General features: G+C 65.5%; 14 protein-coding genes. 5 read left to right on the forward strand and 9 right to left on the reverse strand.

The annotated features are described in order from the left end of the window. Window positions 1-52: 52 nt before the first annotated feature. Genes dut through coaBC form a run of 3 tightly spaced genes read right to left on the reverse strand, consistent with a single transcriptional unit; the run spans window position 53 to window position 2,744 of the window. Window positions 53-499, reverse strand: coding sequence for a dUTP diphosphatase (dut, locus tag DOD19_RS02765; protein ID WP_112183880.1), 447 nt, complete (start codon window positions 497-499; stop codon window positions 53-55). Further along, a complete protein-coding gene (locus DOD19_RS02770; protein ID WP_112183882.1) occupies window positions 496-1,542 on the reverse strand; it encodes an LLM class flavin-dependent oxidoreductase in 1,047 nt (348 codons plus the stop codon). The genes dut and DOD19_RS02770 overlap by 4 nt, the downstream gene beginning before the upstream one ends. Continuing rightward, window positions 1,539-2,744: a bifunctional phosphopantothenoylcysteine decarboxylase/phosphopantothenate--cysteine ligase CoaBC gene (gene coaBC / locus DOD19_RS02775; RefSeq protein WP_112183884.1), complete on the reverse strand. Its 1,206-nt coding sequence runs from the start codon at window positions 2,742-2,744 to the stop codon at window positions 1,539-1,541. The genes DOD19_RS02770 and coaBC overlap by 4 nt, the downstream gene beginning before the upstream one ends. A 148-nt stretch (window positions 2,745-2,892) precedes the next feature. Between coaBC and DOD19_RS02780 the strand changes: the two genes are divergently transcribed. Continuing rightward, entirely contained in the window at window positions 2,893-3,465 is a 573-nt protein-coding gene (locus tag DOD19_RS02780) for a YdcF family protein (protein ID WP_112183886.1), read from the forward strand. 10 nt (window positions 3,466-3,475) lie between these two features. Here DOD19_RS02780 and DOD19_RS02785 read toward each other — a convergent pair whose 3' ends face one another. From DOD19_RS02785 to DOD19_RS27470, 5 genes are all read right to left on the reverse strand, one after another. Beyond that, window positions 3,476-3,853: a DUF4180 domain-containing protein gene (locus DOD19_RS02785; protein ID WP_112183887.1), complete on the reverse strand. Its 378-nt coding sequence runs from the start codon at window positions 3,851-3,853 to the stop codon at window positions 3,476-3,478. Window positions 3,854-3,860: 7 nt separating this feature from the next. Next, a complete protein-coding gene (lspA, locus tag DOD19_RS02790; RefSeq protein ID WP_037031476.1) occupies window positions 3,861-4,397 on the reverse strand; it encodes a signal peptidase II in 537 nt (178 codons plus the stop codon). Further along, the gene (ileS, locus tag DOD19_RS02795; RefSeq protein ID WP_112183889.1) at window positions 4,397-7,276 is read right to left on the reverse strand and encodes an isoleucine--tRNA ligase; all 2,880 of its coding nucleotides are present in this window, start codon (window positions 7,274-7,276) and stop codon (window positions 4,397-4,399) included. Before ileS ends, lspA begins: the two co-directional genes overlap by 1 nt. Window positions 7,277-7,385: 109 nt before the next feature. After that, a complete protein-coding gene (locus DOD19_RS02800; RefSeq protein ID WP_024974970.1) occupies window positions 7,386-8,384 on the reverse strand; it encodes a bifunctional riboflavin kinase/FAD synthetase in 999 nt (332 codons plus the stop codon). Then, window positions 8,381-8,701 (reverse strand): hypothetical protein, encoded by a 321-nt coding sequence (locus DOD19_RS27470; protein ID WP_162634335.1) that lies wholly within the window; start codon window positions 8,699-8,701, stop codon window positions 8,381-8,383. The genes DOD19_RS02800 and DOD19_RS27470 overlap by 4 nt, the downstream gene beginning before the upstream one ends. On the opposite strand from DOD19_RS27470, the gene DOD19_RS02805 reads away from it, so the two are divergent. Further along, window positions 8,603-10,435 carry a hybrid sensor histidine kinase/response regulator gene (locus DOD19_RS02805; RefSeq protein WP_024974971.1) on the forward strand — a complete coding sequence of 611 codons (1,833 nt, stop codon included), beginning with the start codon at window positions 8,603-8,605 and terminating at the stop codon, window positions 10,433-10,435. The two genes, DOD19_RS27470 and DOD19_RS02805, sit on opposite strands and share 99 nt — an antisense overlap. 60 nt (window positions 10,436-10,495) lie before the next feature. Here the strand turns inward: DOD19_RS02805 and DOD19_RS02810 are convergent, their stop codons facing one another. Beyond that, window positions 10,496-11,161: a response regulator transcription factor gene (locus tag DOD19_RS02810; RefSeq protein ID WP_024974972.1), complete on the reverse strand. Its 666-nt coding sequence runs from the start codon at window positions 11,159-11,161 to the stop codon at window positions 10,496-10,498. A gap of 402 nt (window positions 11,162-11,563) precedes the next feature. On the opposite strand from DOD19_RS02810, the gene purN reads away from it, so the two are divergent. The 3 genes from purN to DOD19_RS02825 are packed head-to-tail and all read left to right on the forward strand — an operon-like array spanning window position 11,564 to window position 14,171. After that, a complete protein-coding gene (gene purN, locus DOD19_RS02815) occupies window positions 11,564-12,214 on the forward strand; it encodes a phosphoribosylglycinamide formyltransferase (RefSeq protein ID WP_024974973.1) in 651 nt (216 codons plus the stop codon). Next, window positions 12,211-13,605, forward strand: coding sequence for an RsmB/NOP family class I SAM-dependent RNA methyltransferase (locus DOD19_RS02820; RefSeq protein ID WP_045202794.1), 1,395 nt, complete (start codon window positions 12,211-12,213; stop codon window positions 13,603-13,605). Before purN ends, DOD19_RS02820 begins: the two co-directional genes overlap by 4 nt. Continuing rightward, window positions 13,602-14,171, forward strand: coding sequence for a phospholipase D family protein (locus tag DOD19_RS02825; protein WP_112183891.1), 570 nt, complete (start codon window positions 13,602-13,604; stop codon window positions 14,169-14,171). The genes DOD19_RS02820 and DOD19_RS02825 overlap by 4 nt, the downstream gene beginning before the upstream one ends. Window positions 14,172-14,194 lie beyond the last annotated feature (23 nt).

Genomic DNA, 14,194 nt, shown 5'->3' on the forward strand with positions numbered 1-14,194 from the left:
AAAGAAAAGGCCCGGAATCTCCGGGCCTTTTTGTTATGCGCGGGCGATGTTGTCAGTGGCGCCCGGTGCTGCCGAAACCACCCGCGCCGCGCTCGCTTTCTGCAAAGTCATCGACGATGTTCAGTTCGGCTTGCACCACCGGCACGATCACCAATTGCGCGAGGCGCTCCATCGGATTGAGCACGAACGCCGTGCTGCCGCGATTCCACGTGCTGACCATGAGCTGGCCCTGGTAGTCCGAATCGATTAGACCGACCAGGTTGCCGAGCACGATGCCGTGCTTATGGCCCATGCCGGAACGCGGCAGGATCAGCGCGGCATAACCCGGGTCAGCCAGATGGATGGCCATGCCGGTCGGGACCAGATGCGTGGTGCCGGGCTCGATGGTGAGCGGGGCCTCGATGCAGGCGCGCAGGTCCAGCCCGGCGCTGCCGGTGGTGGCGTATTGCGGGAGCTGTTCGTGCAGGCGGGCGTCGAGGATCTTGACGTCGAGTTTCATGCGGGGCAGGCCGAAGAGGTTACAGAAGCCGGAGATGGTAGCGCAAACGCCTCGGCCAACAGCTCATACGAGCGCAGGCGCGCCTTGTAGCTTGGTGCGACGGTCAGCACGATCAGTTCATCGGCGACGAAGCGCTCCTTGAGTGCGTGCATCTGCTCGGCCACGGAGTCAGGCGTGCCGATGATGCTGCGCGGCCGCTCGCGCATGACGATGGCTTGGTCGCGCTCGGTGTAGACGTGGGCTTCCCCTTGCTCGACGGTCGGGATCGGGCCGTTCGCGCCAAGTGCCATCTGCACGCGGCGCAGATCGACGGCGGCTTCATAGCGGCGCGCTTCCGCCTCGGTATCAGCCGCGATCACGAAGACGGCGGCGGCGCTATACGGGCGTGCGTCGTAGCCGGGCTCGAAATCCGTACGGTACTGCTGGGCGACGATGTGCCCGACGTGTGGGTTGATGAAGTGCGCGAACGCGAAACGGATACCCAGGCGCGCGGCCAGCGCACCGCCAAAATCGCTTGAGCCGAGCATCCACAGCTCCGGCTTGGTATCGATCTCGGGTTGCAGGAGGACGCCGTAGGCCGGGTGGTCCGGCGGGAGCGTACCTGTCAGGTGCCAGATCAGTTCCTGCACCTGCTGCGGGAAGATGTCGCCGCGGTTGTAGTCGCCCATGGCCACGGCCTGCGCGGTGCGCATGTCGCCGCCGGGTGCGCGGCCGACGCCCAGGTCGATGCGGTTGGGGAACAGCGCCTCCAGCAGGCGGAACTGCTCGGCTAGCTTGAAGGGGCTGTAGTAGGGCAGCATCACGCCGCCGGAGCCCACACGCAGGTGCTTCGTGGCGCTGGCCACACGGGCGATCATCACCTCCGGCGCGGGGTTGCTGACACCGCGCAGGCCGTGGTGCTCGGCACACCAGTAGCGCGTGTAGCCGAGCGAATCCGTGAGTTGTGCCAGATCGACCGTCGCGGCGATGGCATCGCGTGCGCTATGACCGTAGACGACCGGGCTTTGGTCCAGGACGGACAGGCGGATCGGCGCGGCACTCATGATCGTGCCCCATGCACGCGGTCGGCGATGGCGGCGACGATCTGGCGCGCGAGCGTCAGCTTGTCGGCGCGCGGCAGGCGCGTGATGCCCTTGGCATCGAAGAGTGCGACTTCGTTGTCGTCGCGGCCGAAGGTCTGATGACCGAGATTGCCGACCAGCAGGGGAATGCCCTTCTTCTGGCGCTTGGCCTCGCCGAACTCTTCCAGCCGCTCCGTTTCAGCCGCGAAGCCGACGCAGAACGGCGCATTCGCGCGGCGCGCCACCGCGGCGAGGATGTCCGGGTTCTGCGTGAACGTAAGTGCGGGTACGTCGGAGTCGTTCTGCTTCTTGAGCTTCTGTTCCGCGGCTTGTGCCACGCGCCAGTCGGCCACCGCCGCAACCGCGATGAAGATATCGTTCTTGGCAGCATCCAGCTCGTGCATGACGGCGTCGTGCATCTGCTGGGCGGTTTGCACATCAATGCGCAGCACGCCTGCGGGCGTGTCCTGATGGCACGGTCCGGCAACCAGCGTGACTTCCGCGCCGGCCTGCGCTGCCGCACGTGCCAAGGCAAAGCCCATCTTGCCGCTGGACAGGTTCGTGATGCCGCGCACGGGGTCGATCGGCTCGAAAGTCGGGCCTGCGGTGAGCAGCACGCGGTGACCGCGCAGCAGCTTGGGCTGGAAGAAGCCGATGAGCTGCTCGACGATGTCTTCCGGCTCCAGCATGCGGCCGTCGCCAACTTCGCCGCAGGCTTGGTCGCCGGCGTCGGGGCCGAGCAGGGTGACGTCATCCGCGCGCAACTGCGCGGCGTTACGCTGCGTGGCGGGCGCCGCCCACATCTGACGGTTCATCGCGGGCGCCACGAGCAGCGGGCAATCGCGCGCGATGCACAGCGTGGAGAGCAGATCGTCGGCCATGCCGTGCGCGAGCTTGGCCAGAAAGTCGGTGGACGCCGGCGCGATGACGATGGCATCTGCCTCGCGCGAGAGGTCGATGTGCGGCATGTTGTTGCCGATGCGGCCGTCCCACTGTGACGTGAAGACCGGTCGCCCGGAAAGCGCCTGCATCGTCACCGGCGTGATGAAGTGCGCGGCGGCCTCGGTCATCACCACCTGCACGGTCGCGCCGGCCTTGGTCAACAGCCGCACCAGCTCGGCCGACTTGTAGCACGCGATGCCGCCGGTCAGGCCGAGCACGAAATGTTTGCCTTGCAGTTCCATAACAACCCGCTTGGGAATCCGATTGACGCAATATGCGCGGGCAGGATACAACCCGGTGCCCGGGCTTCCTGCTGAACAGTGGCGATGATACCGGCTTGCCCCGCGGTGCGTTTGGCACCCGGTTTTTCCTCAAAAGCGCATTCTCGATATGGTTTTCGGTCGTTCAGCAGTTCGCAATGTCCTCGCCTGGATTGGCGGTTGCGCCATCGTTGCGGCGGTGATCTGCACTGTGCTCGTGTGCGGGGCCAAGGCATGGCTGCGTGACGAGCCGAAGCTGGCGCACGCAGACGTGATCGTTGTACTGGGTGGCGAATCGGGCCAACGCGTGATCGGCGCCGCGGAGCTGTACCACGCAGGCGTGGCACCCCACGTGTTCGTCAGCGGCCAGGGCGATTGCCTTCTCATCGAGCGCCGCCTTGTGATGGCCGGCGTGCCGGCAGAGCGCATCGGCCACGAATGTGTGTCCGGCAGCACGATGGAAAATGCGCGGATGACGCGCGAGACGCTAACGGGCCAGCAGGTGCAAAGGGCAGTGCTGGTCACGAGCTGGTATCACACGGGCCGGGCGCTGGCGGTGTTCCGCAAGGTGTGGCCGGAAGTCACGTGGGGCGCGCAGGGCGTATTCCCGGGCGACACGCTGGCCAAGTCGGTGCCAGTGTACGAATCCGGGTCGATTCTTGCGGAGTACGTCAAACGGGCGTGGTACGCCGTGCGCTACTGACGCTGAGGGATCATTCAGCCGGCATGGGCCGCGCATTGGCGGCCAGGTCGGCGAGCGAGGGCACGAAGCGGATCGTGTCGCGCTGGTTCGATTCACGAACCCAGTCGCGTAGCGCGCTGCTGGCGTACAAATGCGCAGAGATGTCACCCACCACGGCAAGCTTCAGGCGGTAGTTGGTGATCTTTTGAGCGATGCCGCCAGCCAGGCCCGTGCGCAGCGCAAAGAACGCGGCATCAAGGCGGCTGACGGGCACGGCAACCATCGACGCACCATGCCCCAGCGCCTCGCCGATCAGGTGGACCAGCGCATCCTGTTCGCTGGCGATGGGCGGGCCGGCCTCGTCGAGGCACAGCACCGCTTCACCATTCCACTGCCGGAGTTCTGGCACCGCAGCGTCAGCGACGCACGCGGCGCAGTTCGTCGACGATCAGCAGCACTGCACCGATGGTGATGCCGCAATCGGCCACGTTGAAGGCCGGCCAGTGGTAGTTGTGCAGGTAGAAGTCGAGGAAGTCCACCACATGACCGTAGATGACGCGGTCGATCACGTTGCCCAGCGCGCCACCCAGAATGAGCGCCAGCGCAAAGCAGAACAGCTTTTGCCCGCTGTGCCGCTTGAGCAGCCACACGATGAACAGCGCCGCCGCCACGCCCAGGCCCGTGAAGAACCAGCGCTGCCAGCCGCCGGCCGCGGCCAGGAACGAAAATGCCGCGCCCTTGTTATAGGCCAGCACGAGGTTGAAGAACCCGGTGACCGGGCGCGACTCGCCGTAGGTAAAGGTCTTGAGGATGGCGACCTTGGTCAACTGGTCCAGCAGGATCCAGATGACCGCCAGGCCGAGCCAGGGGCCCACGCCATGACCGCCGCCGCTCTTCTTCAACCCGATCGATTTGCTCTTACCGCCGTTACGGGCCGCCCGAGTTGTCGCCATTACGCAGCGCTCCGTTGTTCGCCGGCACCGAACAGGTTGTCGGTGCAACGCTTGCAGAGGGTCGGGTGGGCCGCGTCGTGGCCGACATCGGCGCGGTAGTGCCAGCAGCGCTCGCACTTGGCGTGCGTGGACGGCACCACGGTGATGAGCAGATCGCCGCCTTCCGGCGCACGCTCCAACTTGGCCGCAGATGTGATCAGCACGAAGCGCAGGTCGTCGCCGAGGCTGGCCAGCGCGTCATGCACCGACTCACCCGCCGCCACCGTCACTTCCGCCTGCAGCGACGAGCCGATCTTGCCGTCGATGCGCAGCGCTTCCAGTTGCTTGGTCACTTCGCCGCGCACGTTGCGGATGGCGGCCCACTTCTCCAGCAGCGCGCTGGCGCCTTGCGGCACCGGGGCGTTGTAGTACGTGCTGGTGAAGATGGTGTCGGTGTGCTGCGTGCCGTGCGCAAATACCTGCCACGCCTCTTCGGCCGTGAACGACAGGAACGGCGCCATCCAGTGCAGCATTGCCTGGGTGATGTGGTACAGCGCGTTCTGTGCCGAGCGGCGCGCCACGGAATCGGGCGCCGTCGTGTACAGGCGGTCCTTCAGCACATCGAGGTAGAAGCCGCCCAGGTCTTCCGAGCAGAACGTCTGCAGCTTGGCGACCACCGGGTGGAATTCGTACACGTCGTAGTGCGACAGCACTTCTTTCTGCAGCGCATCCGTCAGCGCCACGGCGTAGCGGTCGATCTCGAGCCATTGCTCGGTCGGCAGCGCGTGCTTGGCGTGGTCGTAGTCCGTCAGGTTGGCGAGCAGGAAGCGCAGCGTGTTGCGGATGCGGCGATAGCCTTCCACCACGCGCTTCAGGATTTCATCCGAGATGGCCAGTTCGCCCGAATAGTCGGTCGAGGCCACCCACAGGCGGATGATCTCGGCGCCCATCTTGTTGGCGATTTCCTGCGGCGCGATCGTGTTACCGATCGACTTGGACATCTTGCGGCCTTCGCCGTCCACCGTGAAGCCGTGCGTGAGCAGGCCCTTGTACGGTGGCTTGCCGTACAGCATCGAAGCCGTCAGCAGCGACGAGTGGAACCAGCCGCGGTGCTGGTCGGAACCTTCCAGATACAGATCAGCCAGGCGACCGTCCGGCAGATCGGCCGAAGCGTCGTACAGATCCGCGGCGTGCGAGCCGCGGATGACGTGCCAGTGCGTGGTGCCCGAGTCGAACCACACGTCGAGCGTGTCGCGGTTCTTTTCGTACATGTCGGCTTCATCGCCGAGCAGCTCGCGCGGGTCGAGCGTCTGCCAGGCTTCGATGCCGCTCTTTTCGATGCGCTGAGCGACTTGTTCCAGCAGCTCAGGCGTGCGCGGGTGCAGTGCGCCGGTTTCCTTGTGCACAAAGAAGGCCATCGGCACACCCCATTGGCGCTGGCGCGAGAGCGTCCAGTCCGGGCGGTTGGCGATCATGTTGTGCAGGCGCTGCTTGCCCCACGACGGGTAGAACGCCGTCGCGTCGATGCCCGCGAGCGCCGTCTCGCGCAGTGTGGCGTTGCCGTCGTTGGGCTGCACGTCCATCCCCGCGAACCACTGCGACGTGGCGCGATAGATGATCGGCGTCTTGTGGCGCCAGCAGTGCATGTAGCTGTGCGGGTGCTTATGCGCGTCGAACAGGTTGCCGGACTCTCGCAGCACCTCGACAATCTTCGGATTGGCGTCCCAGATCATCTGGCCGCCAAACAGCGGCAGCGTCGATGCATACACGCCGTTGCCCATCACCGGGTTGATGATCTCCGAGTCGGGCATGCCGTGCGACTTGCACGACTGGAAGTCTTCCACGCCATACGCAGGCGCGGAGTGGACGATGCCGGTACCGGTGTCGATGGTCACGTAGTCGCCCAGGTAGACGGGGGAGGTGCGGTCGTAGCCCGCGTCCATCTTGGCGAGCGGGTGGTGGAAGCGCGCGCCCGAGAGCGCCGCGCCTTCGCACGTAGCCAGCACGGTGCCTTCAAGCTTCCAGCTTTGCAGGCACGCCTCGACGCGCTCCTTGGCAACGATCAGCAGCCCACGCGGCGTGTCGACCAGCGCGTATTCGATTTCCGGGTGCAGGTTCAGCGCCTGGTTGGACGGGATCGTCCAGGGCGTGGTGGTCCAGATCACGATCCAGCCCGGCTTGGCCTTGAGCACGTCAACACCCACGTGGAAGGCACTGGCCAGTGCGTCGATATCGGCAAACGGGAAGCCGACATCGATCGACAGGTCGGTACGGTCCGCGTATTCGACTTCGGCTTCAGCCAATGCCGAGCCGCAGTCGAAGCACCAGTTGACGGGCTTCAGGCCGCGGAAGACGTAGCCCTTCTCCAGGATCTTGCCCAGCGCCCGCACTTCATCCGCTTCGTTGCGGAAGTTCATCGTCAGGTACGGATCGGCCCAGTCGCCCAGTACGCCCAGGCGCTCGAAGTCTGCCTTCTGGCGCGCAATCTGGCCGGTGGCGTATGCACGCGCCTTCTCTTGCACTTCCTGGACGGGCAGGCCCTTGCCGAACTGCTTTTCGATCTGGATCTCGATCGGCATGCCGTGGCAATCCCAGCCCGGCACATAGACAGCGTCCAGGCCGGTGAGGCCGCGCGCCTTGATCACCATGTCCTTGAGGATTTTGTTGACCGCGTGGCCGATGTGCAGATCACCGTTGGCATACGGCGGGCCGTCATGCAGGATGAACTTCTTCGCGCCCTTGCGCGCGGCGCGGATCTTCTTGTAGAGCTGCTTGTCCTGCCATTGCTTCACCCACTGCGGCTCGCGCTTGGGCAGGTCGCCGCGCATGGGGAACGGGGTGTCCAGCAGGTTGACCGGGTACTTGCTCTTCTCCGGCGTGGGCTTCTTGGAATCGGACATGGTGTGATGTGGGGCAGATTCGGGCAGATCGGATCGGTGCAGGCGCGGCTGACAGTGCAGGGCGCGCGTGCGCAGCGTGTGGCTTCTGGGCGGCGAACGGGTCGGCCGCCTACTGAATTCGGTCGGTGGCGGAGGTGGCGAAGTCGCGCCGAAGCGTTGGCGACTCGCCGGCTGGCGGAATCGGCAGGCCGAAGAACTGCCGCGCGTGTACGCAGTCCTGCGCGATCGCGTCCTTGAGGGCATCGAGCGAATCGTAACGGGCCTCGTCGCGGAGCTTTTTCATGAATTCCACGCGCACCAGCTTGCCGTAGACGCTGGCGTGATAATCAAAGATATGCACTTCAAGCAGCACGCGGCCTGAGTCGTCCACCGTCGGCCGCACGCCAATGCTGGCGACGGCCGGCAGCGGTTTTTCGGCCAGCCCGTGCACCTGCACGACAAAGATGCCGGCCACTGCCGGCTTGCGATGCGAGATGCGCAAATTCAGCGTCGGGAAGCCCAGCGAGCGGCCGAGCTTTTGCCCGTGCACCACGTGTCCGCTGATGGCATAACCGTGCCCGAGCAGGCGGCGGGCGTGTTCCAGGTCACCGGCGGCCAGCGCCTCGCGCACGGCCGAGCTGGAAATGCGCACGCCGGACTCCGACACCGAGCCCATCTGCTCGACTTCGAAGCCAAACTGGGCACCGGCGGCCTGCAGATAGTTGAAATCGCCCGCCCGCTTGGCGCCGAAGCGGAAGTCATCGCCCACCAGCAGCCAGCGCGTGTGCAGGCCATCGACCAGAACATTGCGCACGAACTCGTCCGGCGTCTGCCCAGCGAAATGCGCGTTGAAATGCTCCACGACCACGCGGTCGACGCCCTGGCGGCGCAGGCTTTCCAGCTTGTCGCGCAGCAGCGCAATGCGGGTGGGCGCGCGGTCCGGCATGAAGAATTCGCGCGGATGCGGCTCGAATGTCATCACCGTGAGCGGCAATCCGCGTGCGTCGGCCGCCGCGCGTGCGCGGGCCAGCAAAGACTGGTGCCCGCGGTGCACGCCGTCGAAGTTGCCGATGGTCAACGCGCAGGGCGCGCGACTTTCGGCGTTGGGCAAGCCGCGAAAGACTTTCACGAGAAGCGTCGGTGGTCGAGGAAAGGAGAAGTGCGTTTTCGTGCCGGATTGGCGTGCAGCCGCCAAAATCCAGCAAAACGCACATTATATAAGGGATTGCCCCATCCCCGGCGCGCGCGCGGATGGGTGTCGGGGTGTTGCACAATCGTCCGAACGGTGCGCCCGCGCGGCGCATGCTTGCGGCACAATCCGGTATCCAGTTTCTTTCCCACATCCCCTTGAACGCTTCGTTGCGCCTTTTTTTTGCCAAGTTCGGGCTTGCCAGCCGTGCGCCGCTTGAACTGGACGCCCGAGCGAAGCTGCTCGCCGCCGTGCATCGCGGGGCTCCCATGGGGATTGCGGCCTCGGTCGTGCTGCCCGCCTTGACGGTAGCGGCGTTCTGGGACGCCTCCAACCGCCCGGTGCTGCTGGGCTGGTGCCTGATCATGCTGTGCCTGACGGCGTCAGGTCTGCGCTTCTATTTTGGCTATCGCTACGACCTAAGCCGCATGACGCTGGCCGCGCACACCCGCAAGTGGTGGACGGGCATGCACGTCATGTCGGCGGTGGGCGGGGTGGCGTGGGGCTGTTCGGCGGGGCTGTATCTGATGTCGCCGTCGCTCGAGTTCAGCAGCCTGCTGATGATCGTGATCATCGGTGTGGCGGCGGCGGCGGTGTTGTCGCAGGCGCCGGTGCCGTCCAGCCTGCTGATCCTCGGGACGGGCATCCTGGCGCCGCACTTTGTGCTGGCCGAGCAGGCGTTTCCGGGGCACGGGCTGTATTTGCGGGGCGTGCTGCTGTTCTTTGCGGCGCTGCTGACGCGGCATGCCGTGAATATCCACAACACGCTGGTGCGCGAAATCCAGCTTGAGAACGAGAGCCGCCAGCTCGCGCGCCGCTATCAGGATGAGAAGCAGCGCGCGTTGTCGGCATCGGAAGAAAAATCGCGCTTCCTGGCTGCAGCCAGCCACGACTTGCGTCAGCCGGTGCATGCGATCGTGCTCCTGGTGGAGGCGCTGCGGGCGCGCAACCAGTCGGAATCCTTGGCGCCGCTGGTGGAGCAACTGGCCTCGGGCGCCGCGACCATCGATCTGCTGTTCCGTTCGCTGCTGGACCTGTCCAAGCTGGAGAGCCGTAAGACCTCGCCGACGCTGGAGCCGGTGGATCTGGGCGAGGTCATCACCGAAGTGGTCCAGCAGTTCATGCCGGATGCGCGCGCCAAGGGTCTGGCGCTCACGGCGCGCATTCCGCCGTTGCCGGTGTTCGGGATGGCCGAGCCGGTGTTGCTGCGCCGGGCGCTGTTCAATCTGCTGCAGAACGCGTTGCGCTACACCGAGCGCGGCGGCGTGATGGTGGCACTGCGCGTGCGCCAGAAGCATCTGCGGATCGAGGTCTGGGATACGGGCATCGGCGTAGCGCCAGAGCACCAGAAAGACATCTTCTCGACGTACTACCAAGTCGAAAACCCCGAGCGCGATCCGAGCCAAGGTTTGGGTTTGGGCCTGTCGATCTACAAGGAATGTGTGCGTCTGTTGCGCGGGACGTTTGGCGTGCGCTCGGTGCCGGGGCGCGGCTCGATGTTCTGGATGGCGCTTCGGCCGGTGCCCGCCGAGATCAAGGCGCCGCTGGCCACACAGCCGCGCGCCGAGCAAAAGCGTGCAGTGCTCGACCAGCCGCGATTCTCCGGCGTAGTGCTGGTCGTGGACGACGACCAGCAAATCCGGAAGGCGTGGCACGCGCTGCTCGAAGCGTGGGGCGTGGAAGTCCACAGCGCCGCCGATGGCCGTTCCGCAGAGCAACTGCTCGCGCGCGGTATCCGTCCGCAGATCATCTTCTGCGACCTGCGCCTGCCCGGCGAGGAAGACGGCCTGCAACTGCTCGAACGCTGGCAGGTCAGCCACCCCGATGCCCACGCCGTGCTGCTGACTGGCGATCGCAACTCCGCCGCCCTGGCGCGCGCCGAAGAGGCCGGCTATCTGCTGCTGGCCAAACCGATGGACCCGAACATGCTGCGCGTGCTGCTCAAGCGCTGGCTGCGCGGCCGCTCAGCCGAGCCGCAGGTCGCTTACTGACGGTAATGTGAAACGGCGCCGTCGATGGCGCCGCCGGAATGATCAGATCAGGTGCGCAGATCAGGCCGCGCCCGTCAGGCGAAAGCGTTCCATGCGCGAGATGATCTGGATGCGCGTGCGCACGCCCAGCCGCTGGAGAATCGCCGAGACGTGTTCTTTGACGGTGTTTTCCGTCAGGCCCAACTGGCGTGCGATCGACTTGTTGGGCAGGCCTTCGAGCAGCAGCGCTAGCACCGAGCCCTGACGCGGCGTCAACCCCAGTTCCGCCGGCGTGATGGGGATGCCATGCGAGGCGCCACCTTTGCCGTTGATGCCCCCCATATCGTCTTCCGACGGGAACGACGCATCGCCGCCAAAAATACCGGCCACTGCCTTGGAGAATGCATGGGCATCGGCGTGCTTGCCGATGAAGCCGATGGCGCCCAGCGCTTGGGCCTTGGCGACGATTTCCGGCGTGTTTTCCGCCGACATGAAGGCAAAGCGCGCTTCCGGCAGCTTGCCGCGCAGTTCGCGCATGGCGTCGAAACCCGTGCAATCAGACAGCCACACATCCAGCAGCACGACGTCCGGTCGGACGCCTTCTTCAATCAGCGCCAGCGCTTGGCGCCGGCCAATAGCCGCGTGCACCTGAACTTCAGGCAAGGCGTGCGCAAGAAACGTGGTCGTGCCAGATAAGGCGAGAGGGTGGTCGTCGACCACCAGCAGGCTACGCAGCGAGCTCGTCATTCTTATTCCCCGGTGAGGGCAATGCCCTCTTGTTGTTGTACGCGTGTCGACCCGGCGCGGGCGATGGCCGACAAGCCGGGTGTCTCACCCTGTGCCGATCGACCGTCACGGTATTGCCCGCACGATGTTGCAGCGCAGGATGAACAGGCGTTTGATACGCGTCGGATCACCGCTGGCAGCCCACCCGACCCCTCGGGAGCGCAGACAATTATGGTGCTGAGATTATCAGAGCGCGCCAAAGCGCGCCAACGGTTGCCCCTTCCTTTTGCTGGCGCGACAGGGTTTTTGTCGGCACGCGTCGGCAAAATGCCACGGTGGCTGCAAAAGCGCCCGCGGCATGGCTGCGCAGGCGTCACACCCGATTTTCTCGGGGAACTCCGGCGCACTTGATAAAATGCCGCGATGAAAAACATCGTCATTCTCATTTCCGGACGCGGTTCCAATATGGAAGCCATTGTCCGCGCCTGTCAGGCCGAAGGTTGGTCGGGACGCATTGCCGCCGTCATTTCTAATCGGCCCGATGCGGCAGGACTTAAATTTGCCGCGTCGCACGGCATTGCCACCGCGGTGGTCGACCACAAGGCGTTCCCCGATCGCGACAGCTTCGACGCCGCCCTGGCGCAGGTGATCGACGGCTTTTCGCCGGATTTGGTGGTGCTGGCCGGCTTCATGCGCATCCTTACGCCGGGCTTTGTAAAGCGCTACGCCGGGCGCATGCTGAACATTCATCCGTCGCTGCTGCCGTGCTTCCCCGGCTTGCACACGCACGAGGCCGCGTTGGCCATGGGCGTGAAGGTGCATGGCGCGACGGTGCATTTCGTCACGGCCGACCTGGACCACGGCCCGATCGTGCTGCAGGCCATCATCGACGTGCGTCAGGACGACACGCCCGACTCGCTGGCCGGGCGTCTGCTGGCGCAAGAACACACGATCTATCCGCGTGCCGTACGCTGGTTCGTGGAAGGGCGGTTGTCGATCGAAGACGGTGTTGTGCGCGTTTCTCCGGATGAATCGCAGCTTGTCATTGGCATCAACGCCCGGGAGGCAGCATGAGTCAGGATCGTCAGCGTTCGCGCGGCAATGGAAATGGTGGGTCGGGCAACAAGCGTGCCGGTTCCGGTGGTGGCGGCTGGTATCGGGCGCCGCAGGGCAAGCCCGCGCCCCGTAGCGCCCCGCGTCCCCGCACGGGCGTGCATGGCAGCCATCTGGAACACCTGGATAAGGTGCTGGCGCGCCTGCTGCACTTTGCGGCGCCGGCCGACATGGTGGTCAGCCAGTACTTCCGCGAGCACCACGAACTTGGCCACCGCGAGCGCGGCATCATCGCTGAGGCAGCCTTTGCCGTGCTGCGCCGCAAGGTGGAGTTCGGTCAGTTTGCCGAGAGCGGCACTGGCCCGGCGCGTCGTCGCCTTGTGCTGCTTGGCTTGTTGCAGACCGCCGGGCGTGAGGCCATTGCCCCGTTCCTGAACCCGGCCGAAGCCGAATGGCTGGATCGCTGGGAAAACCGCGACCGTGCCGCGCTGGCAGCCCGCGTGCGTGCCAATCTGCCCGACTGGCTGTTCGACGCACTGGTTGCGCAGCACGGTGCGGATTTCACCGAAGCGCTGGCGCAAGCGTGGCTGACGCCAGCGCCGCTGGACTTGCGGGTGAACACGCTCAAGGGCGAGCGCGAAGCCGTGCTTGCAACACTGGCCGAAGCCGGTATTGAAGGTGCTGCGGCGCCGCTGTCGCCGGTGGGCATTCGCCTGGCGGGCAAGCCGGCGTTGAACAAGCTCGATATCTTCACCAACGGCACGGTCGAGGTTCAGGACGAGGGCAGTCAACTGCTCTGCCAATTGCTGGCACCCAAGCGCGGCGAGATGGTGGTCGATTTCTGTGCTGGCGCCGGTGGCAAGACCCTGGCGATCGGCGCGGCGATGCGCTCGACCGGGCGCCTGTATGCCTTCGATGTATCGGAAAAGCGCTTGTCGAACCTGGGCCCGCGCCTGGCGCGCAGCGGCCTGTCGAACGTGCATCCGGGCCGGATCGACAGCGAGCACGATGCCAAGGTCAAGCGGCTGGCGGGCAAGATCGATCGCGTGTTGGTCGACGCGCCGTGCAGCGGTCTGGGTACGTTACGCCGCAATCCGGACCTGAAGTGGCGCCAGTCCGCGCAGGCCGTAGAAGAAATGTCGGCCAAGCAGTTGTCGATCCTGACATCGGCGGCGCGGCTGCTGAAACCGGGCGGCCGCCTCGTTTACGCGACCTGCAGTGTGCTGGCGCGCGAGAACCAGCAGGTGGTCGAGCAGTTCCTGGCCGCGCATGAAGATTTCGTGCTCGTGCCCGCTGGTGAGGTGCTGGCCGCGCAGAAGATCGCCCTGGAAATGGGGCCCTACCTGGAGCTGTATCCGCACACGCATCAGACCGACGGCTTCTTCGCGGCTGTGCTGGAGCGCCGCGCATGATGCTGCGCCGCTTGGGTTGGCTGCTGGCCGCATGGCTGGTGTTTGCTGAAGGCGGCGTGGCGCTGGCCCGCAGCACACCGCCGGTGCAGCCGGCCAAGGGTACGGTGCAGGCTGCGTTCACGCCCGACGATGACATCGAAGGGTTGTTGGCCGATGCCATCGACCGGGCGCGCGAGCAGGTGCTGGTGCAGGCGTATCTGCTGTCGAACAAGGCGATTACGCGTGCGTTGCTGGCGGCGCATCAGCGCGGCGTGGATGTGCGCGTGCTGGCCGATCGCGAGCAGATGACGCGCTCCGGCGGCAGCCGCGTGCCCGAGGTGGCCAATGCGGGCATCCCCGTCTGGCTAGAGGTGCGCTACAAGAACGCGCACAACAAGGTCATCGTGATCGACCCGCGCGGCGCGCATCCGGTGCTGGTCACCGGTAGCTTCAACTTCACGCAGACCGCGCAGCGCGGCAATGCCGAGAACGTCCTGATCGTGCGCGGCGACGCCGATCTCGCCCAACGCTATGCCGCCAATTGGCAGAAGCATGTGGGCGATGCGTTGCCCTATCGGACCCAATAATGGGTCGCAATAACCGGTCACGC

The sequence above is a fragment of the Ralstonia sp. GX3-BWBA genome (assembly GCF_003290055.1).
Taxonomy (GTDB): Bacteria; Pseudomonadota; Gammaproteobacteria; order Burkholderiales; family Burkholderiaceae; genus Ralstonia; species Ralstonia holmesii.